Source organism: Streptomyces sp. NPDC029674 (assembly GCF_044903205.1).
Lineage (GTDB): Bacteria > Actinomycetota > Actinomycetes > Streptomycetales > Streptomycetaceae > Streptomyces.
Genome location: NZ_JBJDPY010000019.1, coordinates 117826 through 141420 on the forward strand (window position 1 = coordinate 117826; position 23595 = coordinate 141420).

The following is a 23595-nucleotide window of genomic DNA, read 5'->3' on the forward strand; positions in this document are numbered from 1 at the left end:
ACGTAGGCGGTGGTTACGTAAACATGGGCTGTGCGGACAGGCGGCGGGGCGGAATGTTTACGTAAACTTCGGTAGCGCGTACGGTGGCACCCGTCACATCGGCCGGTCAAGGTTTCTCACACGTAAAGTTCCACGCGGTGTCCGCGGGACGGAGGAGGAGGGGCGATGGGGCCGAACGAAGGCGAAGGTGCCCTTCCCGTGCACGGCGGCGCGCAGCGGGGCGGGTCGGGGATCCCCGGCGGGCGGCGCAAGCAGCGCGTCTCCATGGCCGACGTCGCGAAACGGGCCGGCGTCTCCTCCCAGACGGTCTCCCGGGTCTCCAACGGCCACCCCGGCGTCGTCGCGGCCACCCGCGAACAGGTCCTGGAAGCCATGCGGGAGCTCGGCTACCGGCCCAACAGCGCGGCCCGCGCCCTGCGTTACGGCCAGTTCAACACCATCGGCGTCATCCTCCTCAACCTGTCCGCCACGGGCCGCAGCCAGACGGTGGGAGCCATCTCCACCCACGCCGCCGCCGAGGGGTACGCCATCACGATGATCCCCATCGACGTGCCGACCCAGGACAACGTGCTCGGCGCCTTCACGAGGATGGGCGAGCTCGCGGTCGACGCCGTCATCGTCTTCATCGAGGTGCACCTCCTCGACGCGGGCACGGTGACCCTGCCGCCCGGCGTGCACGTCGTCGTCGTGGACACCGACTCCGGCGACCGCTACCGCGTGGTCGACACCGACCAGGTGGGCGGCGCCCGGCTCGCCGTCCGCCACCTGCTCGACCTCGGCCACGCGACCGTGTGGCACGTGGCGGGGCCCGAGGAGTCGTACGCCGCCCAGCGCCGCGCCCGCACCTGGCGCGCCACCCTGGAGGAGGCCGGACGCCCGGTCCCCGAACCGGTGCCCGGCGACTGGTCGGCCGATTCGGGCTACGCGGCGGGCCTCGCCCTGGCCCGGGAGCCGGGCTGCACCGCGGTGTTCGCCGCCAACGACCAGATGGCGCTCGGAGTCCTGCGCGCCTTCCACGAGAGCGGCAGGTCCGTCCCCGCGGACGTCAGCGTGGTCGGCTTCGACGACGTCCCCGACTCGGCCCACTTCATCCCGCCGCTGACCACGGTGCACCAGGACTTCACGGAAGTGGGGCGCAGGAGCGCGGTGGAGGCGCTGCGCCAGATCCGCGAGGGGACCCCGGCGACACCCGGCACCGACCTGGTGCCGACCCGGCTCGTGGTGCGCAGGAGCACCGCGCCGGCGCCGCGCTGAGGGCCGTACGAGTACACCGTACGAGTACGTCGTCCAATGAGGAGGAAGATGTCACCGTCCCACCGGCCGCGGGCCGCTCTCGCCATGTCGCGGAAGGCGGCCGAGGCCGTCCTGGAGCCGCCGGTCCTCGACGCCCTCGCGCGGACAGTGGCGCTCGAACCCCCGCCCGCCCTTGACGACTTCGGCACCGACCGCGCCAAGGCCGTACTCGCCGGCACCGAACTCCTCGTCACCGGCTGGGGCTGCCCGCCGCTCACCGCCGAAGTGCTCGCCGGAGCACCCCGGCTGCGCGCCGTCGTCCACACCGCCGGCTCCATCCGCGCCCACGTCACCGACGCGTGCTGGGAACGCGGCATCGAGGTGTCATCGGCCGCCGCGGCCAACGCGCTGCCCGTCGCCGAGTACACCGTCGCGATGGTCCTGCTCACCGGCAAGCGCGTCCTGGAGAGCGCCCGCGACTTCCGCGTCACGCGCACGGAGGTGGACTGGCTGCGCACCCCGCGCGGCACCGGCAACTACCGCCGCACGGTGGGCATTCTCTCCGCCTCACTCATCGGACGCCGCGTCATCGAGCTGCTGCGCCCCTACGACCTGCGGGTGCTGCTGCACGACCCGTACGTGTCGGCGGACGACGCCGCCGCGCTCGGCGTGGAACTCGTCCCGCTCGGCGAACTCTTCGCGCGCAGCGACACCGTGAGCGTGCACACCCCGCTCCTGCCCGCCACCCGCGGCCTGGTCGGCCGCGAACTGCTCGCCGCCATGCGCCCCGACACCGTACTCATCAACACCGCGCGCGGCGCGGTCGTCGACCAGGACGCGCTCACCGAAGCCGTCACCGAGGGCCGCGTCCGCGCCGTGCTCGACGTCACCGACCCCGAAGTCCTGCCGCCGGACCATCCGTTGTGGGACGCCGACAACGCCCTGCTCACCCCGCACCTCGCGGGCTCCCAGGGCAACGAGTGGCGGCGCCTGGCGGAGTCCGCCGTCGACGAGGTGCGCCGCTGGGCCGCGGGCGACGGCTTCGCCCATCCCGTACGACAGGACAGACTGGCGTACCTCGCATGAACCGGCACACGGCCTCGCAGGCATGGCAACTGCCGCAGCTCGACAGTGACTTGAGCCCGCACACGGGCTACACGCGCGCCCACTGGGAGGCCGCGGCCGACGGGCTGCTGCGCGCCGCCTGGCGGTGGTCCACACCCGGGTGCGCGCTGCTCGCCCTGCCGGGTCGGCCGTCCGTGTCGGGCGAGCGCTCCGACGGCCTCGAAGGGTACGCCCGCACGTTCCTGGCCGCCGCGTTCCGCGTCGCGGGCGCAGACGGCGAGGACCCGCACGGCTGGCTCGACCGCTACGCGCGAGGACTCGCCGCGGGCACCGCCACCCCGGGCCGCCGCGACACCGAGTCCTGGCCGGTCATCCTGGACCACCACATACAGGGCCAGCCCATGGTGGAGTCCGCCTCCGTGGCGCTCGGCCTGCGCCTGACCCGGCCGTGGCTGTGGGACGGCCTCGACGACACGGCCCGGGACCGGACGGAGGCCTGGCTGCGCGGCGCCCTGCGCCACGTGCCCGCCCCCAACAACTGGTACCTCTTCCCCTACACCGTCGCCGCCTTTCTCGAATCGGTCGGCCGCGGCGACGAGGAGACGCGGCGCGCGCGGGAGCGGGCGCTGGAACTCCTGGAGAGCTGGTACGCGGGCGGCGGCTGGTACTCCGACGGCGACGGCCGCGCCTTCGACCACTACAACGGCTGGGCCCTGCACCTGTACCCGGTCCTGGAAGCCCAACTGGCGGGCGATACCGAGCTGTTGGGACACTTCGGCCCGCGGCTCCGCTCGCACCTCGAGGACCACAGCCTCCTCTTCGGCGGCGATGGCGCGCCGATCCACTTCGGACGCTCCCTGACCTACCGCTTCGCCGCCGGGGCGAGCGTGGCCCTCGGCGCGATCACGGGCCACACCCCTTTGAGCCCCGGCGTCTCACGCAGGCTGATCAGCGGGGCCCTGCGCCACTTCCTGGACCGCGGCGCGGTCGACGACGACGGTCTGCTCACCCTCGGCTGGCACGGCCCGCACGAGCCGACCGTCCAGCGCTACTCGGGCCCGGCGTCCCCGTACTGGGCGTCGAAGGCGTTCGTGGCGCTGCTGGCACCCGCGGACCACGAGCTGTGGACGGCCCGCGAGGAGTACGCGCCCGTCGAGACCGCCGACCGTGTCCGGGCGCTGCCCGCCCCGGGCCTGCTCGTCCAGTCGACGCACGCCGACGGAATCGTCCGCCTCCACAACCACGGCAGCGACGACGTGCGCCCGCACGAGGGGGAGTCGGCCGCGCAGGAGGACCCGCTCTACGGCCGCCAGGCGTACTCCACCCACACCGGTCCCACGGCTGCCGGTAACGTTCCGGACAACCACTTCGCCGTCGAGATCGCCGGGGTCCCCAGCGTCCGCCGCCGCACCCACCCCCTGGTCTGCGGCCCCGACTGGGCCGCGTCCTGGCACCGGCCGGTGTTCACGGCCGGCCCGCCGATGGTGCCGGGCCTGCGCGTGGAGAGCGTGACGGTGGCCAGGGGCAGGTACGAACTGCGGGTGCACCGCGTGTCGGGCGCCCCGCCCGGAGCCCGCGTCACCCAGACAGGCTGGGCTGCGCCACCCGGCGGCCCCGTGCACAGCGCCCTGCACGGCCTCCACGGCTGGACGGCCGAGGACGAGGTCCGCGCACCTCACGGCACGGCGTACGCGCGCTCGGTGGACGTTCCCCGGCTGACCGCGGAGGTCACGGGCCCCGCACTCTTCGCCGCACTGGCCACCCTCACCGCGGAACCGGATCCGGTCCCGCTCTCCGAAGCGGCGAGGGTGGTGCGGGCGGCCTCGGACAGCATCGAGCTCCACTGGTCGGACGGCTGCCGCACGCGCGTACGTTTCAAGCTGGCCGAATACCCTCTTGTGTCCAACAGTTGGTGGCCTGTTTCGCGCGATGCTTAGGTTAGGCTAACCTCTGCGGCGTGCATGAAGGTGAAGAGACCGCCGCGGCCACGCGCCCCCAGGGTCATCAACTGTCGGCCACGGGCGTCACCGTGGCGTACGAAGGCGTCGATGTCGTCCACGACGCCTCGATGACGCTGCGCCCGGGCGAGGTGACCGTCCTGGTGGGGCCCAACGGCAGCGGCAAGTCGACGCTGCTGCGCACACTCGCGCGGCTGCAGCGGCCCCGCACCGCCACCCTCCTCATCGACGGCGACACCGACGGCCTCGCACTCAGCCCCCGCGAGTTCTCCCGGCACGTCGCCCTGCTCACCCAAGGACGCCCCACACCCAGCGGCCTGACCGTACGGGACGTGGTCGAATTCGGCCGCTACCCGCACCGGGGCCGCTGGGGCAAGGCCGACCCGGGCGGCCGGGCCGCGGTCGACCGCGCGCTCGCCCTGACCGGCGTCGCCGACCTCGCCGAACGCGGCGCCGAGCACCTGTCCGGCGGGCAGCTCCAGCGCGTCTGGCTGGCCGGCTGCCTCGCCCAGGAGACGGGAGTGCTGCTGCTCGACGAGCCGACGAACCACCTCGACCTGCGCTACCAGGTCGAACTCCTCGACCTCGTACGGGACCTGGCGGACGACCACGGCATCGCCGTCGGCGCCGTCCTGCACGACCTCGACCAGGCCGCGGCCGTCGCCGACCGGATCCTCCTGCTCGACGCGGGACGCGTCGTCGCGGACGGCGACCCCGCAGACGTACTCACGCCGCAGCGCCTCACCGACACCTACGGCATCCGCATCGAGGTCGACTCCGACCCCCTCACCGGCCGTCTGCGCACCCGCGCCATCGGCCGCCACCACTCGCGAAGCGAAAGGCTCAGTACCACCTCATGAGACGCCTCCTCCTCACCGCGGCGGCCGCCACCGCCGCGGCCCTCGCCCTGTCCTCCTGCGGCACCACCGAGCCCGCCGCCGACGACGCGAAGAAGAACGCCGACTCCATCACCCTCACCGACGGCACCGGCACGAAGGTGAAGCTGGACGGGCCGGCCAAGAAGATCGTCGGCACCGAGTGGAACGCCGTCGAGAGCCTGATATCCCTGGGCGTCGAGCCGACCGGCGTCGCCGACGTCAAGGGCTACAAGACGTGGGACACCGCCGCCCCGCTGAAGAACGACCCCAAGGACGTCGGCACGCGCGGCGAGCCGAGCATGGACACCATCGCGTCCCTCAAGCCCGACCTCATCATCGCCACCACCGACCTGCCGGCCGCCGCCGTCAAGCAGATGCGCGAGATCGCGCCGGTCCTGAACCTGCGCCCCGCCGACGCCGCGGACCCGATCGGCCAGATGACCGAGAACCTCGACCTCCTGGCCAAGGCCACCGGCACCGAGGAGCGCTCCGCGAAGCTCAAGAAGGACTTCGAAGCCAAGCTCGCCGAGGGCAAGAAGAAGCTCGCCGCCGCCGGCCACGCCGGCGCGAAGTACGCCTTCGCCGACGGCTACGTCACCGGCAACCAGACCTCGATCCGCCCGTACACCAGCGGCTCACTCATCGGCGCCGTCAATGAGAAGCTCGGCCTGAAGAACGACTGGTCCGTCAAGGGCGACAAGGCGTACGGCCTCGGCACCACCGACGTCGAAGGCCTCACCAAGCTCGACGAGGACGTGCAGTTCGCCTACATCGGCAACGACGGCGACAAGAGCAGCAACCCGTTCACCGGCGTCCTGAAGAAGGACAAGGTCTGGACGTCCCTGCCGTTCGTGAAGAAGGGCAACGTCCACCGGCTGCCCGACGGCGTCTGGATGTTCGGCGGCCCCGCGTCGATGAACCAGTACGTCGACTCCGTCGTCAAGGCCCTGAAGAAGTAAGGCCCGGAGAGTAAGGCGCTGAAGAAGTAACGCCATGGCCGTCACCGCACCCACCCCCGCCACCCGTCCGTCGACAGCCGCGGCCCGTACGGGCGCGGCCGCGGTGACGGCCGCACTGCTCCTCCTCGTCGCCGCCCTCGCGGTCGTGGACATCACCCAGGGCACGGCCGCCGTCGGCCCCTCCGAGGTGTGGAAGGCCTTCACGGGCCGCGCCGACGCGGGCGACGCGTCCGTCGTCATCGCCTCCCGGCTGCCGAGGATGACCGCGGCGCTGCTCGTCGGCGCCGTACTCGGCACGGCGGGCGCCGCCCTCCAGGCCATCAGCCGCAACGTCCTCGCCTCGCCCGACACCCTCGCCGTCAACGCGGGCTCCTACCTCGCCCTCGGCCTCGCCGCCGCCACCGGCCTCTCGCTGCCGCTCCTCGCCTCCTCCGGCGTCGCGTTCCTCGGCGGCCTCCTGGCGGCGGCCGTCGTCCTCGGCCTCTCCGGACTCGGCGCCGGCACCGTCCGGCTCGTCCTCGCGGGCAGCGCCCTCACCCTCGGCCTCACCGCCGTCACCGAGGGCCTCCTCCTGCTGTTCCCGCAGGAGACACAGGGCCTCTACAAGTGGAATCAAGGCAGCGTCGCGCAGAGCGGCTTCGACGGCGTACTGCAGATGGCGCCCATCGGCGTCGTCGGCCTCGCCGGTCTGGTGCTGCTCGCCCGCAAGGTCGACGCCCTGGCGCTCGGCGACGACGCCGCGCGCGGCGTCGGCGTCCCCGTCCGCGCCACCCGCGTCACCGGCGTCGTACTCGCCGCCCTGCTCTCCACGTCCGCCGTCACCCTCGCCGGACCCGTCGGCTTCGTCGGCCTGTGCGCCCCCGCACTCGTCCGCCCGCTCGCCCGCAGGTTCCGCGCCTTCACCCGCTCCCGGGCGCGACTGCCGCTCGCGGGCCTCGCGGGCGCGGCCCTGGTGCTCGGCTCCGACGTGCTGCTGCGCGCCGTCGTGCCGTCGGACGTGGCGGTCGCCGTACCGACGGGCGTCGTCACCAGCCTGGTCGGCGCCCTCTTCCTGGTCGTCATGGCCGCACGGGTCCGGGACACGGCGGGCGCCGCACCGCCCGACAAGCTCCGCATTCGCAGCCGGACCGTCTTCGTCAGCACGACGGTCGTCCTCGTGGCCGTCCTCGTCGGCCTCACCATCGCCGCCGTACTCGTCGGGGACAGCAAGCTTCTCCTCGGCGACGTCGTCAACTGGGCGCAGGGCAGGGCCGGACAGACCGTCTCCTTCGTCCTCGACACCCGGGTGCCCCGCGTCCTCGCCGCCCTCCTCGCGGGAGCGGCGCTCGCCCTCGCCGGAACGCTCATCCAGGCCGTGACCCGCAACCCCCTCGCCGACCCCGGCATCCTGGGCGTCACGAACGGCGCCGCGGTGGGCGCCGTCCTGCTCGTGACGACGGTGCCGACGGCCGGCTCGTGGAGCATCGCCGCCGGTGCCTTCGCGGGCGCCGCGATCAGCGCGGCCCTCGTCTTCGGCCTCGCGGCGAAGGGCGGCTTCCAGCAGAACAGGCTCGTCCTCGTCGGCTTCGGCGTCGCCACCGGTTCGGCGGCCGTCATCAGCCTGCTCATCATCCTCACCGACCCGTTCAACGCGACGAAGGCGCTGACCTGGCTCGCGGGCTCCACCTACGGGCGGACCCTGCCCGACGCGGTGCCCCTGGCCATCGCCCTCGCCGTGGGCCTGGCCGTCGCGGTCGCGCGCCGCACCGAGCTCGACCTCGTCTCCCTCGACGAGGACACCCCGCGGCTGCTCGGCCTCGACCTGGGCCGCGGCCGCCTCGGCTTCCTCCTCCTCAGCGTGCTGCTCAGCGCCACCGCCGTGGCCGCGGCGGGCACGATCGGCTTCGTCGGACTCGTCGCGCCGCACGCGGCCCGCGCCCTCGTCGGCCGCCGGCACGTGCGGGTGGTGCCGGTCGCGGTGCTCCTCGGCGCGGTCCTCGTCTGCGCCGCGGACCTGGTGGGCCGCACGGCGATCGCCCCGGCCCAGCTCGGCGCCGGACTCATGACCGCCGTCATCGGCACGCCCTACTTCCTCTATCTGCTCGTACGGAGCCGCCGCTGAGGACGGCCGTCGGGCACGGGTAAAATAGGTGAGCCTCGGGTTGGCTCAGTGCCGCCCCGGCGAAGACCGATGTCTGTGGGCGTACGAAGCCCTCCGCTCGCCCCCCTCACGACGCCGGGCGCGCCCGAGCACGACAGGTAACCCTTCTTGCCCACCTCCGCACTGTCCCCGGCCGCGCGGCTGCGCGGCCTGAAGCCCGACTGGCTGTCCGACCCGAAGGTGTGGCGCACCGAGATTTTGGGCGGCCTCGTCGTCGCCCTGGCGCTGATCCCCGAGGCGATCTCGTTCTCGATCATCGCCGGGGTCGACCCGGCGATCGGCCTGTTCGCGTCCTTCACCATGGCCGTGACGATCTCCGTCGTCGGCGGCCGCCGCGCGATGATCTCCGCCGCCACCGGCGCCGTCGCCCTGGTGATCGCCCCCCTCAACCGCGAGCACGGTCTGGGTTACCTCATCGCCGCCGTCATCCTGGCGGGCGTCGTCCAGATCATCCTCGGCGCGCTCGGCGTCGCCAAGCTGCTGCGGTTCGTGCCCCGCAGCGTGATGGTCGGCTTCGTCAACGCCCTCGCCATCCTGGTCTTCATGGCGCAGGTCCCCGAGATGCACGACGTGCCCTGGGCCGTCTACCCGCTGCTCGCCGGCGGCCTCGCGCTCATGGTGTTCTTCCCGAAGGTCACCAAGGCGATCCCCGCGCCGCTCGTGTCGATCGCCGTCCTCACCGCGATCACCCTCGCCGCCGGGATCGCCGTGCCGACCGTCGGCGACAAGGGTGACCTGCCCTCCTCGCTGCCGACCCCCGGCCTGCCCGACGTTCCCTTCACCATGGACACCCTGACCACCGTCGCCCCCTACGCGCTCGCCATGGCGCTGGTCGGCCTGATGGAGTCCCTGATGACGGCCAAGCTGGTCGACGAGATCACCGACACCCACTCCTCGAAGACCCGCGAGTCCATCGGCCAGGGCATCGCCAACATCGTCACCGGCTTCTTCGGCGGCATGGGCGGCTGCGCCATGATCGGCCAGACGATGATCAACGTGAAGGTGTCCGGGGCCCGGACCCGCCTCTCCACCTTCCTGGCGGGCTCGTTCCTGATGGTGCTGTGCATCGTCTTCGGCCCGGTCGTCTCGGACATTCCCATGGCCGCGCTGGTCGCCGTGATGGTGATGGTGTCCTTCGCGACCTTCGACTGGCACTCCATCGCCCCGAAGACGCTGAAGCGGATGCCCGCCGGCGAGATCACCGTCATGGTCGTCACCGTGGCCTGCGTGCTCGCCACCCACAACCTCGCCGTCGGCGTCGTCGTCGGCACGATCACCGCCATGGTCATCTTCGCCAGGCGCGTCGCCCACCTCGCGAACGTCACCGCGGTCCCCGGCCCCGACGCGAGCACCCTGGTGTACTCCGTGACCGGCGAGCTGTTCTTCGCCTCGTCCAACGATTTCGTCGGACAGTTCGACTACGGCACCGACGCCGACAAGGTCGTCATCGACCTGACCGCCGCCCACATCTGGGACGCCTCGTCCGTCGCCGCGCTCGACGCGGTCGAGACCAAGTACGCGCAGCGCGGCAAGGCCGTCGAGATCATCGGCCTGAACACGCCGAGCGCCGAGCTCCACGAGAAGCTCAGCGGCGAACTCTCCGGAGGCCACTGACCCGGTCAGGCGGCCGGGTCGCCCGGCTGATCGTGCGTCGAGCAGTGAATGCCACCGCCGCCGGAGGCGATGGCGTCGATCCGGACCGGCACCACATCGCGTCCGGGGAAGTGCTCCCGCAGGATGCCCCGGGCGCGGCCGTCGGCCTTGCGGTCGCCGAACTCGGGCAGGAAAACGGCGCCGTTGGCGACGTAGAAGTTGGTGTACGTCGACACGAAGTCGTCGCCCTCGCCCGTGATCTCCGACAGGTCGGGCTGCGGCAGATCGACGACCTCGAAGGGCTTGCCCCTGGCGTCCGTCGCCTCGCTCAGGACGGCCTTCGCCTGGCCGGCCGCGCGTGACCAGACGTCGGCGGGCGTGTCCGGGTGCGCCTTGTCGAGGAGCACCACGCCCGGTGCGGTGAACCGTACGAGACTGTCCACGTGCGCGTCGGTGATGTCCTGACCGCGCACCCCGGCCGGCCAGACGACCTTCTTCATGCCCAGGGTCCGCTTCAGCTCGGCCTCGATCCGGTCCCGGCTCCTGCCGGGGTTCCGGTTGTCGTTGACGACCGAGCTCTCGGTGACGAGGAGCGTGCCCTCGCCGTCCGTCTCCAAGGACCCGCCCTCGGCGACCAGCGGCGCCTTCCTGCGGGGAATGCCGTACTCGGCGAGAAGGGCACGGCCCACCCGCGCGTCGTTGGTGTGCTCCTGCTTGCCGCCCCACCCGTTGAAGTTCAGATCGACACCGGTGACCTTGCCGCCGTCCGTCACGAACACGGGCACCGTGTCGCGGGCCCACAGGTCGTCGACGGCCAGCGGAACGACCTCGACGCCACGCCCGCACGCCCGCTGGGCGGCCGCCACCTGTCCAGGCCGGGCCAGCAGCACGACGTGCTCGTACTCCGCGACGGCGCGGGCCACCCGAGCGATGTCCTCCCGTACGGCGTGCAGGGCCCCGCCCCACACGGACCGCAGCGCGGGCCACGCCATGAAGGTGCGGGCGTGACGCTCCCACTCGGCTCCCATGCGCGGCGCGCGGACCGCCGTGTCCCGGTCGGTGTCGCTGTCGCTGTCGCCGGGGCCGCATGCCGGGGCGCCGAGCGCGACGGCGCCGAGTCCGGCGAGCGCGCGGAGGGCGGACCGGCGGGGCGGCAGATGGCGGGGGAGACGGTGCGGCACGGGGAGCTCCGGTCATGGGGTGGGGGCTTCGACTCCCGACTGACTCTGGCACGAACTGAAAATTCAGTCAAAGAAGGGAGCGGGTGGCCCGGTAAGGTGCGGTTCCATGGCGCCCCGCACCACCCAGATCCTCGAAGCCGCCGCGCGGCTCATCGCCCGCCGCGGCGTCCGCGGCCTCCGCGTCGAAGAGCTCGCCGCCGAGGCGAACGTCTCGACCGGCCTGATCTACTACCACTTCAAGGACCGCACCGGGATCCTGCGGCACACGCTCGAGTTCATCAACGCACGCGCCGAGCGCTACACGACCGACCGCGCCGCGGACGCCGGGCCGCGCACGCCGCGCGAGGAGCTGGAGGAGACCCTCCTCCTGGAACTGCAGGACACCCCGGAGGTCAGGGAGAACAGCTCGGCCTGGGGTGAGCTGCGGGCCAGCGCGGTCTTCGACGAGGTCCTGCGCGAGGACCTGGCCAGAGCGACGCTGGTGTGGGTGCAGGAGGTGGCGGCCCTGGTCGGTCAGGTGCGGCCGACGGCCCCGGCCCCCGCCCTCGCCGCGGCCGGCGAACGCCTCACCGCCCTCCTGGAGGGGCTCAGCATGCGCTGGCTCAGCGGCGGGCTGCGGCTCGACCACGCACGCGACCTGCTGCGCGGGGCGGTCCGCGCGGAACTGGCGCTGCTGGACCAGCCCTCCTGAAAATCTGGTCAGCCAATACGGCGGCCGCCACAGGTCGCGAAAGTGGACTAGACCAATGGTTCAAGTGTCGCCGGTGAGGAGTCGGAGCCCTTCCCACGGCCCGGGCGCCCCATGGGGACCCTTGGCAGCACTAGTCACAGCGTGGTATAGACGTATGAAAGAAGCACCTCTTCGGCCGCCCCGGGCCGATGGACGGCGTACCGCCGGAAGGTCTCTCCCGTGCATGCTGACAAACAGGCTCACGCTCCTGCCCCCGCTCCGGCCGCGGCGAGAGCGGGAAACCCCCGCAGGGCGCTCCGGCTGCCGTATCCGGGCACGGCACGCAAGCTGCGGCGTGCGGGCATAGGGTGCGTGACCGTCACCGGCTGCCGGGTCCGCGTCTCCCTCCGCGGTGAGATCACCGCACGCCAGGCCGACTCCCTCGCCGCGCAGCTGTGCGCGCTGGTCCAGGACGGCTGCCGCCATCTGACCGTCGACCTGTCCGAGGTCACCTACCTGGCGCGGGACAGCGCGGGCGTCTTCTTCGGGACGCTCAGGGCCCTCAGGGCGGTGGGGGGCTCCCTCGCCGTGCGGGGCGCCTGCCCCCGTACCGCGGCCACGCTGCACTGCCTGGGCATCGGCCGTCTCGCGGACTAGGGCGTGTCTTTTGGATCAGCCCGGGCCCGCGGCGTCTGGCACGGCGCCTCGCGGCGTTGTCGCATCACCCACGGACACCCGGTCCGCGGGCGGTGCTCCGCCTTGCGATGCACCGCACCAGACGCCGCGGGCTGACCGGACCGATCCAAAAGACACGCCCTAGGCCGGATCAGGCGTCCGCCGCGTCCCGCTTGGTGAAGCGGTGCCACCAGTGCCGGCGCCGGGGATGCACGGCCCGCCCCAGCCGGCGGCCGAGGACGAGGTAACCCAGCAGCGCCCCCGTCGTGTTGAGGATGACGTCGTCGATGTCGAAGGTGCGCCCGGTCACGAACGCGCCCTGCGCCAGCTCGACGAGGACCATGGTCACGGCGGTGGCCAGGCCCACCCGCACGAACCCCCGGGTGCGGGGGAGTACGACGGGCAGCAGCATCCCGAACGGCACGCCCAGCAGGATGTTGCCGCCGAGCTGTTTGACGGTGTCGCGGAAGGCGGGCTGCGCGAGGTACTCGTCGATGGAGTCGCCCGGCGTGAAGTTGCTGTGGGTCAGCGCCTCGGAGCTCGCGGACGGCTCCAGCGTCAGCCGGGCCAGCACCACGCCGAACGCGACCATGCAGGCGAACGCCGCCAGCATGGTCAGCGCACGGGCCAACGGCCGCAGTGGTGCCGCACGCCGGACCTCGGCGTCATCGGCCTGCGCGCCGGGTTTCCGCCAACGCTCTCTTCGTGCCATCAGTGCCTCCTGGGAGGGACGTGTGGGCCGTGGGCCGTGCCGTCTCAGGTCGGTTCGGTGCGGCCGAACAGACCGGCGTGCCCCGGCGGCAGCTGCGTGAGGATGCGGCGCAGCAGCGCGTCGTCCGCCGCCCCCGCGAGGATGCCGAGCACGGCGGTGACGGCGCGGCGCGCCCCGGCCGTGTCCTCGCCCGTCCGGGCGGCCACCGCGTCGACGAACCCGGACGGCGGCAGCGGCTCACTGGCCGGTTCCGCGTCGGACAGCAGCGCCCCGCACCCGGCGGGCAGCAGCCGGGCGAGGTCGGTGCGGTCGTCCCCCACCAGATGCGCCCCGAGGACGACAAGGACGTTCTCCACGGCTCCCGCCGCCTGCTGGCGACTGGCGAAGCCGCCCCGCTCCCGCACCTGATCCAGCAGCTCTTCCAGGGTGGTGTCCATGCTGAGCCCCTTCCGGCCCGGCGGCGGTCAACCGCTCACATAGCGGCGTACGTTGTCGATGTGGCCGCAGCACGCCCGCAGCTGCCGGCAGCGCTCCTCGGCGAACGCGGCGCCCAGCCGGACCCGGCACGCGTGCGTGACGCTCTCGCGGGTGTCCACGAGGAGCGTCCCCTCCGTCTCCCGCGTGTACTCGGTCACCGACGCGACGAGTTCGTCGAGTCTGTCGTCCCAGGCGTGCGGGGCGTCCGCATGGGCCTCGAACAGGTCGAGCAGCGCCTCGGCGGCCTCCTCGTGCGCGGCGACGCCGCGTTCGATGACGTCCTGGTCGATGCCTTCGTACCGGGTGAGTTCGGGGTAGACCTCGGACTCCTCCGCGCGCACATGGGCGACGTACAGATCCGCGAACTCGTGGAGCGCGTGGCAGCGGACGGTCTCCGTGCCGCTGCGCAGCTGCCCGAGCAGATCCCCCGCGATCCGGTGGTCCTTGAGGATCAGCTCGACCACGTCCTGAGATGGGGACATCAGTGCCTGCCTCTCTGGTCCGTTCTGGCTCCGATACCCGGAGCGGGCAACCTGATGCGTGATGTGCGCGCGGGAAGGGACATGTCTCCCCGGGCGGACCGGGCCCGCTCCACCTCGACGGTGAACTGCGCGCCGGCGAGCAGGGCGAGGTTGGACACCCACAGCCAGACGAGGAAGACGACGACGCCCGCGAGGGATCCGTAGAGCTTGCCGTAGGTGCCGAAGACCGTCGCGTACAGCGTGAACAGGCCGGAGGAGAGCAGCCAGAGCAGGGCGGACAGCATGCCGCCGGGCAGGATGTGGCGCCAGCCGCGGGCGGTCGGCGGCGCGTTGCGGAAGAGGACGAGGACGAGCAGAAGCACCAGGCAGACCAGCGCCGGCCACTTCAGGACGGCCCAGGCGGTCTGCCCCGCGTCACCGAGGCCGATGCGCCGTCCCACGCCCTCCGCGATCGAACCCGTCAGGACGAGCAGCAGCGCGCTGGCGACCAGCAGGGCGAGCAGCGTCAGCGCGGTCATGAGGACGCGGTGGGCCTTCCGCAGAGTGGGCCGGCAGTCCTCGATCCCGTGCATCGCGTGCAGCGCCCGCCGGAACACGGCCGCGTAACTGGAGGCGGACCAGAGCGCGCTGACCGCACCGGCGATCACCACCGTGAGCGCCGCTGAGCGGGCCTCCGCCATCTCGCTGAGCGCCGCGTGCAGGGAGTTGCCCGACTCCGCGGGCGCCCAGTCGGTGACCTCGGCGATGAGCTCCTGCGTCGTGGCGGGACTGACCAGGCTGATGAGGCTGACGGTGACGAGCAGCGCGGGGAGCACGGCGAGTATCGCGTAGTACGTCAACGCCGCCGCCCAGTCCGACACGTCGTCGTTCCACATCGACACGGGCGTGCGGCGCAGGGCGGTACGGCGCAGGGGCCACGTCGAGGGGGCGGCGGGGCCGGCGGGCGGTGAACTGTCCATGGGGCCGCTCTTTCTCGCGTCTTCTCGCGTTTTCGGCGGCGTGGGTGCCGCCTTCCTTCCCTTGCTCGGACACGCGGCGCGGAGCCGTGTGACGCAGGGACGCGCCGCCCCCGGGGCGGAAAACAGAAACCCCGGACTCCGACGTGCGGAGTCCGGGGCTTGTCCTGAGCGCTGGGCAGGCCTTGCACCTGCATTTCCCCGCAGGAAGCGGGGCGTCTTTCCTTGGACGACCAACGCCTGTCCCCCGACCGGAAGTCCGGCGCGAGGTGGCGATATTGATCTTATCGCATGACAGCCGGTGCTCCGTACGCGTCCGCCCCGAGCAGCCGCGTCATCGCCTCGGCGGCCCGCACGGCCGCGTCGGCACAGCAGTTGTTGAACAGGACGTGGACCTCCTCGGCCCGGTCGGCGAGGGCGCGCAACCGGGGCAGCCACTCGACGAGTTCGTCGTCGGAGTACGCGTACCGGAAGCGGTCCTCCTTGCTCCCTCGCCCCCACGCGGCACTGCGGCCGTGGAACCGCACGACGGACAGCCGGGACCGGGTGACCGGCGCGCACGGCGGCAGGGCGGACGGCAGCGACTGGTTCATGTCGACGGCGACCGCCGCCATGCCGTGGCCGGCCAGGAGCGCGCGGGTGGTCTCCGCGTTCGCCCCGCGCCACCAGTCGGGATGCCGGAACTCCACCGCCACCGGCCAGCCCCGGGTCCGCCGCGCGGTCGCCGCGAGGAACTCCTCGGCGCGCTCCCCGGGCCGCAGCCACGGCGGGAACTGGAACAGCACACTGCCCAGCCGCCCGGCCGCCCGCAACGGCTCGATCCCGGCGGTGAACCGGGCCCAGGCCTCCGCCATCGCCTCCTCGCTCCGGTTGTCGGCGGGCAGTTCGGCCGGCCAGTCGGCGGGCAGCGTCACACGGGACGTGGGATGCCCGGTGAGCAGCGAGAACGCCTTCACGTCGAAGGTGAAGCCGTCCGGTGTCCGCTCCACCCAGAGCCGGCTGTTGCGTTCACGGGGCAGCGCGTAGTACGTCGAGTCGACCTCGACGACGGGGAACCGCTCGGCGTAGTACCGCAACCGCCCCGCCGCGTCCCGCCGCCCGCGCGGGTACCAGCCGCTGCGCACCAGCGCCGGATCGGTCCACGAACACGTGCCCACAAGGATGTTGCTCATAGGACCCCGGTACCCACCGGCCCGGCACCCACGCGACATGGTCGGCCCGGCTCTTCGCCCTCACACCGGTTCGGGCGCCGGCTGCGGCTCCGCCTGCCGCGGCAGCCGTACCGGCGCGGGCTCGGCCTCCCACGACCGGGTGGTCCGCACATAGGCGTAGATCACCGAGGCCAGCGCCAGCATGACCAGTGGTCCGGCCACCCATGGGTGTTCCGCCATCTCCATCGGCAGATACCGGTACGACACCAGGAGCGCGGCGAAGACGGCGGTGCCGTGTACGACCAGCCGGATGCCCGACCGGTCCCACCCGCGGTCGTACGCGCGCAGCGCTCCCTCGACCGTGAGCGCGAACACCACGCCGGCCACCAGGTCCACGCCGTAGTGGTAGCCGAAGCCGAGCGTCGCGCTGAGCGTGGCGACCAGCCAGAAGGTCCCCGCGTACCGCAGCAGGCGCGGGCCCTTGCGGGAGTGGATGAAGATCGCGGTGGCCCACGCCGTGTGCAGGCTGGGCATGCAGTTGCGCGGGGTGATCCCGTCGTACGGCACCGGGTGCGGGGCGGTGAGGGTCGGCGCCGTGTGCGGCCACAGGTTGGTCACCGCCCACTCCACGCCGCCGGTGCCGGAGGTGCCGGGGCCGTAGGCGAAGATCGGCCCGACCACCGGGAAGATCATGTAGATGCCGGGACCGAGCAGGCCGATCACCAGGAAGGTGCGCACCAGGTGGTGGCGCGGGAAGCGGCGCACGGCCGCGACGTTGCGCAGCTGGTACAGGGCGGCGACGACCGCGGCCACCGCGAGCTGGGCGTAGACGAGGTCGAGGACGTGGGCGACCGGACCGGAGGCCTCCAGGATCCGGCCGGCCAGCCACGACGGGTTGCCCAGCGCGTGGTCGGCGGTCGCCACGTACGGGTCGAGCACGGTCGGCCGGGTCTTCGCCGTGATCAGCAGCCAGGTGTCACCGGTCTTGCGGCCGGCCACCAGGAGGAGTCCCAGGCCGACGCCCTTCAGGAGCAGGATCCGTTCCTCGCCGGTGCGGCGCGTGATCGCGAAGACCGCGCAGCCCAGCATCGCCCACAGCGCGCCGTTGCCGAAGAACTGGCCCTCCGGCACATCGGCGTCGACCGCCCACCGCACCAGCACGAAGACGGCGTCGATGCCGATCGCCGCACCGGCGGCGATGAACCGCTGCCGCCAGGTGAGCACCACCATCATCAACGCGAGACCGCCGTACAGCGGCCCCGGTTTCGGCGGGAAGAGGACTTCCCTCGCCTGGTTGGTGATCGGCCCCGGCACACCGCCGTAGTGCCGGGCGGCGACCTCCAGCGTGATGAGGAAGGCGAGGGTCACCACACCCGCCGCGCCCCACAGGATCGTCCGCGGCCTGCGCAATACGGCGAACACGGTCCCGCGGTCTATTCGTGAAAACACTCACGAACTATAGCCATGGCTGTTCATCGCGGACGGGGCGGGAGTGAACGCGCGGGACCTGGGCACCCGGCCGGTGAACGACGAACGAGGAACGACGTCGAAGAAAGGTGACATCCGTGTCGCAGGTCGAAGAGTCCGTGGAAGTCAACGTGCCGGTCCGTGCGGCGTACAACCAGTGGACCCAGTTCGAGACGTTCCCCGAGTTCATGGAAGGTGTGCAGCGGATCGAACAGCGCACCGACAAGCTCACACACTGGGTGACGAAGATCGACGGTGTGGAGCGCGAGTTCGACGCGAAGATCACCGAGCAGATACCGGACGAACGGGTGGCGTGGACCACGGTGGAGGGACAGGCCCGGCAGGCCGGCGTCGTCACCTTCCACCGCCTGGACGACTCGCGCACCAAGGTCATGCTGCAGATGCACTACGACCCCGAAGGCCTGGCCGAGACGGTCGGCGACAAGCTCGGCTTCGTCAAACGGCAGGTCACCGGCGACCTGGGCCGGTTCAAGCGGTTCATCGAACGGCGGGACGGCGTGGAGACAGGCGCCTGGCGCGGCGAGGTCTGATCCCCGCGTCCAGGAGCTCGCGGGAACTCATCAAGAAGGCCCGGACCGACCGGTCCGGGCCTTCGCCGTGCGCGAAGCGCCTGCTTGACCCTGCTTGACTCTCCCACCGTGTCAGGGCCTGCACTGGGAGACGTGATGTTCACCATCGGAGACTTCGCCAGACACGGCCGCGTGTCGGTACGCATGCTGCGCCACTACGACGCCGTCGGGCTGCTGCGCCCGGCCCACGTCGACCCGTCCAGCGGCTACCGCCACTACCGCGCCGCCCAGCTCGCCCGCCTGCACCGCGTCCTTGCCCTCAAGGACCTGGGATTCACCCTGGACCAGGTCCGGTCGATCCTCGACGAGGACGTCAGCACCGAGGAGCTCCGCGGCATGCTGCGGCTGCGCAGGGCCGAGCTGGAAACCGCCGCCGCCGAGGCCGCGGCACGGCTGACCCGGGTCGAGGCGAGGCTCCGGACGATCGAGAGCGAGGGCACCATGCCTGCCGAGGACGTCGTCGTCACCTCCCTGCCACCGGTCCGGGCGGCCGAGCTGACCGACACCGCCGCGAGCTACGCGCCACAGGACATCGGCCCGGTCGTCGGCCGGCTCTTCACCGAGCTGTGCCGCCGGCTCGACGCCGCGGGCGTCACCCCGGCAGGACCGGGCATCGCCCGCTACGAGGAAGCACCCGGCGAGGAAGCACCCGGCGAGGACCGGATCACGGTGCGGGCCGCGATACCGGTGGCCGATGGGACGGCCGCGGACGGCCTGCCGGTGGTCGAGGTGCCCGGCGTTCCGCTGGCGGCCACGATCATCCACCACGGGTCGATGGACGGCGTCGTCTCCACCGCGCACGCGCTGGACCAGTGGATCGCCGCACACTCCTACGAACCCGTCGGGCTCACCCGCGAAGTCTCCCTGGACTGCCCAGACGACCCCGCCGCATGGGTCACGGAACTCCAGCAGCCCCTCATCCGGCGAGGACAGCGATGACGTACTACGTGGGCTCCGGCCCGTACTGCTACGCCCACTCCCTGACCATGGTGCTCGGTGACACGGCCCCGCCGCCCGCGGTCGTCGAGGTGCTGACCGGTTCGCCGTTCGGCTTCCAGCTGCTCGGTGGCGGGCTGCCGCTGTTCGACCCCTACGGGTGGGACCCCGAGCAGGGCCTGGACGCGGTCGTGTCCCTGCTCGGGGTGGCCTGCGAGCGGACCGCCGGTGGCACGGCCGAGGAGGCAGGGGAACGGCTGCGCGCGGCATCCGCCAGGGGGCCCGTCCTGGTCGGCCCCGTCGACATGGGGCTGCTCCTCCACCAGCCGGGGACTCCCACGAACGAGTCCGGCGCCGACCACTACGTGGTCGTCCTGGGCGTCGACGACGGCACGGTGCTCTTCCACGACCCGCACGGCCATCCCTACGCGACGCTGCCACTGCCGGACTTCCTCGCCGCGTGGGAGGCGGAGACGGTCGAGTACGCCGACGCCCCCTACGTGCTGCGCACGGGCTTCGTCCGGGAGCGGCGGGTCGCGCCGGAAGAGGCGCTGCGGCGTTCGCTGCCGGACGCGCGGCGCTGGCTGGCGGGCCGCGACGACCGGCCCGTACCGCCGGGGACCCTCGGCGGGGCCGCGGGCCTGGCGGCCCTGGCCGCCCGCGCGGACGCCGGACTCGACGCGGAGACCCGCGGCTTCATGGCCCACTTCGCCGTCCGCCTCGGCGCGCGCCGCCTCGCCGACGCCGCGCACTGCCTGGAGTCACTGGGCCTCTCCGACGCGGCGGCGCTCGCGACCGAACAGTCCCGGCTGATCGGCGGACTCCAACACCCCCTGGTCACCGGCGACGACCACACCCTGGCCGAAGGCCTGCGCAGGCTCGCTCCGTCGTACGAGCGGCTGCGTACGGCACTTGCTTCTCCGGGGCGTACCCGTGAAGCGCCCGAATGTCAGCGGGTCGGAGGCGTCAGTGGGTCGGGGGCGTCCTGACGCGTGCGGTAGCCGGTCTGGAAGACGGCGGTGTAGACGTCGTCGCCCAGCGCCCGGCGGGCCTGCTCCTCGCAGGTCCGCCGGGCGGCGATCCACTCCGAGACACCGATCTGCGGTGCGCCGAGGGTGTCCCACATCTGCTGGGCGAGGCCCAGCAGATGGGCGGTCCGCCGCGCGTCACCGGCCGCGGCCGCCGCCGAGCCGAGCACGTCGAGGGCCACGGCCATCCCGAGCGAGTCGTCGAGCCGCCGTTTGGTGGCCCAGGAGGCCCGGCCGTGCTCGAACGCGGCCTCCACCCGGCCGCGGGCCAGCTCGGCGCGTGCGCACATGTAGTCGGCGAAGGCCCGCGACCACTGCTCGCTGTGCCGGTCGCAGTCGGCCCGCAGGTGTTCCAGTACGGCGACGGCCTCGTCGATGCGCCCTTCGGTGATGTACACCAGGCTGCGTACGAAACCGGCCGACTGGGTGGGCTGGGCCATCGGCGTGCACCGGTGCCGGTCCAGGACCGCCTGGGACAGGGCGGCGGCGCGTGCGTGGTCGCCGACCATCACCGCCGCGATCGAGGACAGGGTGTCGGCGCGGTCGGCCGTCGCGGCGCAGCCGAACCGGTCGGCGACCGCCGCGATCTCGGCGACCCGCGCCCCGGCCGCCGCCGGCTTCCCCAGGGTGACGAGCACCATGCCCTCGGCCCACAGGGCCTTGCCGCGCTCCGGACACGGTTCGCGGTCCGCGGCGAGCGCCTGGGCCAGGTAGTACTCGCCCTCCCTCGGAAACCCGCAGGCGTGCCAGAAGAACCACAGGTTCCCCGCCAGCTCCAGCGCGGCATGCCCTTCGGCGCCCGCGGGCCGCAGCAGGCCGAAATCCAGGGCGGCGCGCAGGTTGGTGTGCTCCGCGGCCGTGCGCGCGTACCAGCCGAGCTGCTCCGGCCCGAGCCACCCGGCGTCCGCCTGCCGGACGAACTCCCGGTAGTGGGCGAGGTGCCGGTGGCGCAGCCGCTCCTCCTCGCCCAGTTCGCGCAGCCAGTACGCGCCGTACTCCCGCAGGGTGTCCAGCATCCGGAACCGCTCCGAACCCTGGGGCCCGGGCAGCCAGTTGGCGATGGAGTTGTCCACGAGCACGCCGAGCAGCCCGGGGATGCCGTCCTCGGGCAGGTGCTCGTCGGCGCAGACCGCGACGGCGGCCTCGGTGTCGAAGGAACCGGCGAAGACCGAGAGCCGTGCCCACAGCAGCCGTTCGGCCGGCGTGCACAGTTCGTGGCTCCAGCCGATCGTGGTGCGCAGGGCCCGGTGCCAGGGGGGCACTTCTGCGGCGGGACGCGGCACGTCGCTCACGTCGTTCACGTTGCCCACGTCGCTCGCGTCGCTGCGGGGACGTGTCCCGGAGGCCGGGGGAGCGGCGGCCGCCGCCGGTGCCCCGCCGGTGTCCCGCAGGACGCCGAAGCGGTCCGGCAGCCGCTTGACCAGTTCGTCGACGGGCATCTCGCCCAGCCGGGCGGCGGCGAGCTCGATGGCCAGCGGCAGCCCTTCGAGGAGCTGCGAGAGGCGTAGTACGTTCGCCGTGTCAACGGCGGACACGGCGAAGCCGGGCACTGCCCCGGCGGCCCGCTCCACCAGCAGCGCCACGGCCTCCGAACCGTCCATGTCCTGCGGCCCCCGGGGCACCCGCAACGGCTCCACGGTGAGAACCTCCTCCGCCATGAGGCCGAGGCGGCGGCGGCTGGTGGCCAGGATCTGCAGCCCCGGCGCGGCCCGCAGCAGCGCCTCGGCGGCCATCGCGCACGCGTCGGTCAGGTGCTCGCAGGTGTCGAGGACCAGGAGCAGCTCCCGGTCGGCCAGGTGGTCGGCCACCACGTCGAGCATGGGCCGGGTGGACTGGTCGGCCAGCGACAGCGCCTCGGCGATCGAGTGGGCCAGCAGCGCACCCTCCCGCAGGCCCGTCAGTTCCACCCACCACACCCCGTCCTTGAACAGGGGCCGTAGCCCGGCGGCCGCCCGCCGCGCGAGCCTGCTCTTGCCCACGCCGCCCACCCCGGTCAGCGTGACCAGCCGGGACCGGCCGCACAGCCGTCGCAGCTGCGCCAGCTCCACGCGGCGGCCGACCATGCTGGTGGTCTCCGGCGGCAGGTTCCCCGGCCGCTGCTCAGTCGACTCCATCGAAACGCCTTTCCGGCCACGGGGACATGAGCCGCTCACGGACCACGGTCATGGGGGTCGCGCAGCGGGGTTCACACATGACGAGGGCCAGATCGTCCTGGAGCCGGCCGCCGGCGTGGGCGGTCGCCAGGGAGAGCAGTTCGTCGAGGCACTCCCGTAGTTGCGGCTGGCACGCGGCCTGCCTGACCCGGTCGTCCAGCGGGAACATCGTTCCTTGCGCGTCCCGTGCCTCGGTCAGGCCGTCGGTGTAGAGCAGCAGCCGTTCGCCGACGCCCAGCCGGGCCCGCTGCAGCCGGGGCCGGGGACCGAGCCCCAGCGGAGCCGACGGCGGGCTCGCCGCCAACGGCTCGGCGCGCCAGCCGATGCGGAGCGGGGCAGGATGCCCGCAGTTCACCAGCCGCACCTCGCCCGGCGCGAACTCGGCGAGCAGCACGGTGACGAAGTCCTCCGGCCCGAGGTCACCGCTGATCCGCGCGTCGAGGTGGGCAACCAGGTCCACCAGTGCGGGGATCGCGCAGGCGCCCTCACGGAACGCGCCCACCGTGGCCGCGCACAGCACGGCCGCCTCCGGCCCGTGGCCCCTCGCGTCGCCGATCAACAGGCGTGCCCCGTACGGCGTCTGGACCAGGTCGTACAGATCGCCGCCGAGACCGATGTCCGAGACGGAGCGGTACAGGGAGGAGAAGCCGACCCCGCCGACCTCCGCCGTGAGGGGCCGCAGCACCGCGTCCCGCGACCGCTGCGCGACGCGGATCAGCTCGGCCTCCCGCCGGACGCGACGACGGGCGCCGTGAACGGCCGCACCACCGCCGACGACGACCACGAGGCAGTCGAGGAGCGCGACGGACAGCGCGACGGACGAGGCCACGGACGTGGTGACGGCCATGGTGACAGCCATGGCGACGGACAACGCCACGGCCCAGCCCACGGCGCACGCGGTGGCCCTCGGCCCCTTGCGGGCGCTGACCAGGACGGGTCCGATGAGCAGCAGACCGGGGGTGAGCCGCCACTCCGGGCCGGTGGAGGGGGTTGTGAGGAGTGCCAGGGCTGCCAGGCCGGTCAGGAACCCCATGGAAACCAGACCGGCCAGGGCTCCACGGGTGAGGACCGCCGACGCCCTCGGGGCCCACCGCACCCCACGCCCTTTCCGCCGAGCGGCGATAGCTCCCGACCCCCTCATCTCCTCACGCTCGTCCCCTCACATTCCGTGAGCGGGACAGTAGCCCGGAACGCTCCTGAGCCGATGAAATTGGCCGCAGATGCCGTGAAATGACGGTTCGCGAAAGAAAGGCGTCGCTATCTGTCACTCGACGGTGCACGCGAAAATTTC

Annotated in this window: 21 protein-coding genes; 12 read left to right on the top strand and 9 right to left on the bottom strand. The window is 72.6% G+C overall.

The features are described from left to right. Positions 1–165: 165 nt before the first annotated feature. The 7 genes from ACI2L3_RS33880 (at position 166) to ACI2L3_RS33910 (ending at position 9847) form a co-directional block, all read left to right on the top strand. Positions 166–1254 (top strand): LacI family DNA-binding transcriptional regulator, encoded by a 1089-nt coding sequence (locus ACI2L3_RS33880; RefSeq protein ID WP_404756244.1) that lies wholly within the window; start codon positions 166–168, stop codon positions 1252–1254. A gap of 48 nt (positions 1255–1302) precedes the next feature. Next, positions 1303–2319, top strand: coding sequence for a hydroxyacid dehydrogenase (locus tag ACI2L3_RS33885; RefSeq protein WP_404756245.1), 1017 nt, complete (start codon positions 1303–1305; stop codon positions 2317–2319). Beyond that, the gene (locus ACI2L3_RS33890) at positions 2316–4235 is read left to right on the top strand and encodes a DUF2264 domain-containing protein (RefSeq protein WP_404756246.1); all 1920 of its coding nucleotides are present in this window, start codon (positions 2316–2318) and stop codon (positions 4233–4235) included. The genes ACI2L3_RS33885 and ACI2L3_RS33890 overlap by 4 nt, the downstream gene beginning before the upstream one ends. A 20-nt stretch (positions 4236–4255) precedes the next feature. After that, complete coding sequence (locus ACI2L3_RS33895) at positions 4256–5116, top strand: ABC transporter ATP-binding protein (protein ID WP_404756247.1); 861 nt, start codon at positions 4256–4258, stop codon at positions 5114–5116. Continuing rightward, complete coding sequence (locus ACI2L3_RS33900; RefSeq protein ID WP_404756248.1) at positions 5113–6093, top strand: ABC transporter substrate-binding protein; 981 nt, start codon at positions 5113–5115, stop codon at positions 6091–6093. The genes ACI2L3_RS33895 and ACI2L3_RS33900 overlap by 4 nt, the downstream gene beginning before the upstream one ends. Before the next feature lie 34 nt (positions 6094–6127). Beyond that, positions 6128–8194, top strand: a complete 2067-nt coding sequence (locus tag ACI2L3_RS33905) for an iron ABC transporter permease (protein WP_404756249.1) — start codon at positions 6128–6130, stop codon at positions 8192–8194. A 147-nt stretch (positions 8195–8341) separates the two neighbouring features. After that, on the top strand, positions 8342–9847 hold the full coding sequence (locus ACI2L3_RS33910; protein WP_404756250.1) for a SulP family inorganic anion transporter: 1506 nt from the start codon (positions 8342–8344) through the stop codon (positions 9845–9847). A gap of 5 nt (positions 9848–9852) precedes the next feature. On the opposite strand, the gene ACI2L3_RS33915 is transcribed toward ACI2L3_RS33910, so the two are convergent. Next, positions 9853–11007, bottom strand: a complete 1155-nt coding sequence (locus ACI2L3_RS33915) for an agmatine deiminase family protein (RefSeq protein WP_404756251.1) — start codon at positions 11005–11007, stop codon at positions 9853–9855. 106 nt (positions 11008–11113) lie between these two features. On the opposite strand from ACI2L3_RS33915, the gene ACI2L3_RS33920 reads away from it, so the two are divergent. Both ACI2L3_RS33920 and ACI2L3_RS33925 read left to right on the top strand, forming a co-directional pair. Further along, positions 11114–11698, top strand: coding sequence for a TetR/AcrR family transcriptional regulator (locus ACI2L3_RS33920; protein ID WP_404756252.1), 585 nt, complete (start codon positions 11114–11116; stop codon positions 11696–11698). 351 nt (positions 11699–12049) lie between these two features. Beyond that, positions 12050–12334 (top strand): STAS domain-containing protein, encoded by a 285-nt coding sequence (locus ACI2L3_RS33925; protein WP_404756253.1) that lies wholly within the window; start codon positions 12050–12052, stop codon positions 12332–12334. Positions 12335–12503: 169 nt separating this feature from the next. Here ACI2L3_RS33925 and ACI2L3_RS33930 read toward each other — a convergent pair whose 3' ends face one another. The 6 genes from ACI2L3_RS33930 to ACI2L3_RS33955 form a co-directional block, all read right to left on the bottom strand. After that, complete coding sequence (locus tag ACI2L3_RS33930; RefSeq protein WP_404756254.1) at positions 12504–13064, bottom strand: VanZ family protein; 561 nt, start codon at positions 13062–13064, stop codon at positions 12504–12506. A gap of 44 nt (positions 13065–13108) precedes the next feature. After that, positions 13109–13501, bottom strand: a complete 393-nt coding sequence (locus ACI2L3_RS33935; protein WP_404756255.1) for a DUF2267 domain-containing protein — start codon at positions 13499–13501, stop codon at positions 13109–13111. Positions 13502–13528: 27 nt separating this feature from the next. Beyond that, positions 13529–14023 carry a hemerythrin domain-containing protein gene (locus ACI2L3_RS33940; RefSeq protein ID WP_404756256.1) on the bottom strand — a complete coding sequence of 165 codons (495 nt, stop codon included), beginning with the start codon at positions 14021–14023 and terminating at the stop codon, positions 13529–13531. Then, positions 14023–14982, bottom strand: coding sequence for a YihY/virulence factor BrkB family protein (locus ACI2L3_RS33945; RefSeq protein ID WP_404756257.1), 960 nt, complete (start codon positions 14980–14982; stop codon positions 14023–14025). The genes ACI2L3_RS33940 and ACI2L3_RS33945 overlap by 1 nt, the downstream gene beginning before the upstream one ends. 281 nt (positions 14983–15263) lie before the next feature. Next, positions 15264–16151, bottom strand: a complete 888-nt coding sequence (locus ACI2L3_RS33950) for a DUF72 domain-containing protein (RefSeq protein WP_404756258.1) — start codon at positions 16149–16151, stop codon at positions 15264–15266. Between the two features lie 60 nt (positions 16152–16211). Further along, positions 16212–17522: a phosphatase PAP2 family protein gene (locus tag ACI2L3_RS33955; protein ID WP_404756273.1), complete on the bottom strand. Its 1311-nt coding sequence runs from the start codon at positions 17520–17522 to the stop codon at positions 16212–16214. A gap of 173 nt (positions 17523–17695) precedes the next feature. Here ACI2L3_RS33955 and ACI2L3_RS33960 point away from each other — a divergent pair, with 173 nt between their 5' ends. The 3 genes from ACI2L3_RS33960 (at position 17696) to ACI2L3_RS33970 (ending at position 20112) form a co-directional block, all read left to right on the top strand. Continuing rightward, positions 17696–18148 carry an SRPBCC family protein gene (locus ACI2L3_RS33960; protein WP_404756259.1) on the top strand — a complete coding sequence of 151 codons (453 nt, stop codon included), beginning with the start codon at positions 17696–17698 and terminating at the stop codon, positions 18146–18148. Between the two features lie 135 nt (positions 18149–18283). Next, positions 18284–19126, top strand: coding sequence for a MerR family transcriptional regulator (locus ACI2L3_RS33965; protein WP_404756260.1), 843 nt, complete (start codon positions 18284–18286; stop codon positions 19124–19126). Continuing rightward, positions 19123–20112 (top strand): hypothetical protein, encoded by a 990-nt coding sequence (locus ACI2L3_RS33970; protein ID WP_404756261.1) that lies wholly within the window; start codon positions 19123–19125, stop codon positions 20110–20112. The genes ACI2L3_RS33965 and ACI2L3_RS33970 overlap by 4 nt, the downstream gene beginning before the upstream one ends. Here the strand turns inward: ACI2L3_RS33970 and ACI2L3_RS33975 are convergent. Both ACI2L3_RS33975 and ACI2L3_RS33980 read right to left on the bottom strand, forming a co-directional pair. Further along, positions 20073–22265, bottom strand: a complete 2193-nt coding sequence (locus ACI2L3_RS33975) for an ATP-binding protein (protein ID WP_404756262.1) — start codon at positions 22263–22265, stop codon at positions 20073–20075. The two genes, ACI2L3_RS33970 and ACI2L3_RS33975, sit on opposite strands and share 40 nt — an antisense overlap. Continuing rightward, positions 22252–23337, bottom strand: a complete 1086-nt coding sequence (locus tag ACI2L3_RS33980; protein WP_404756263.1) for a PP2C family protein-serine/threonine phosphatase — start codon at positions 23335–23337, stop codon at positions 22252–22254. The genes ACI2L3_RS33975 and ACI2L3_RS33980 overlap by 14 nt, the downstream gene beginning before the upstream one ends. Positions 23338–23595 lie beyond the last annotated feature (258 nt).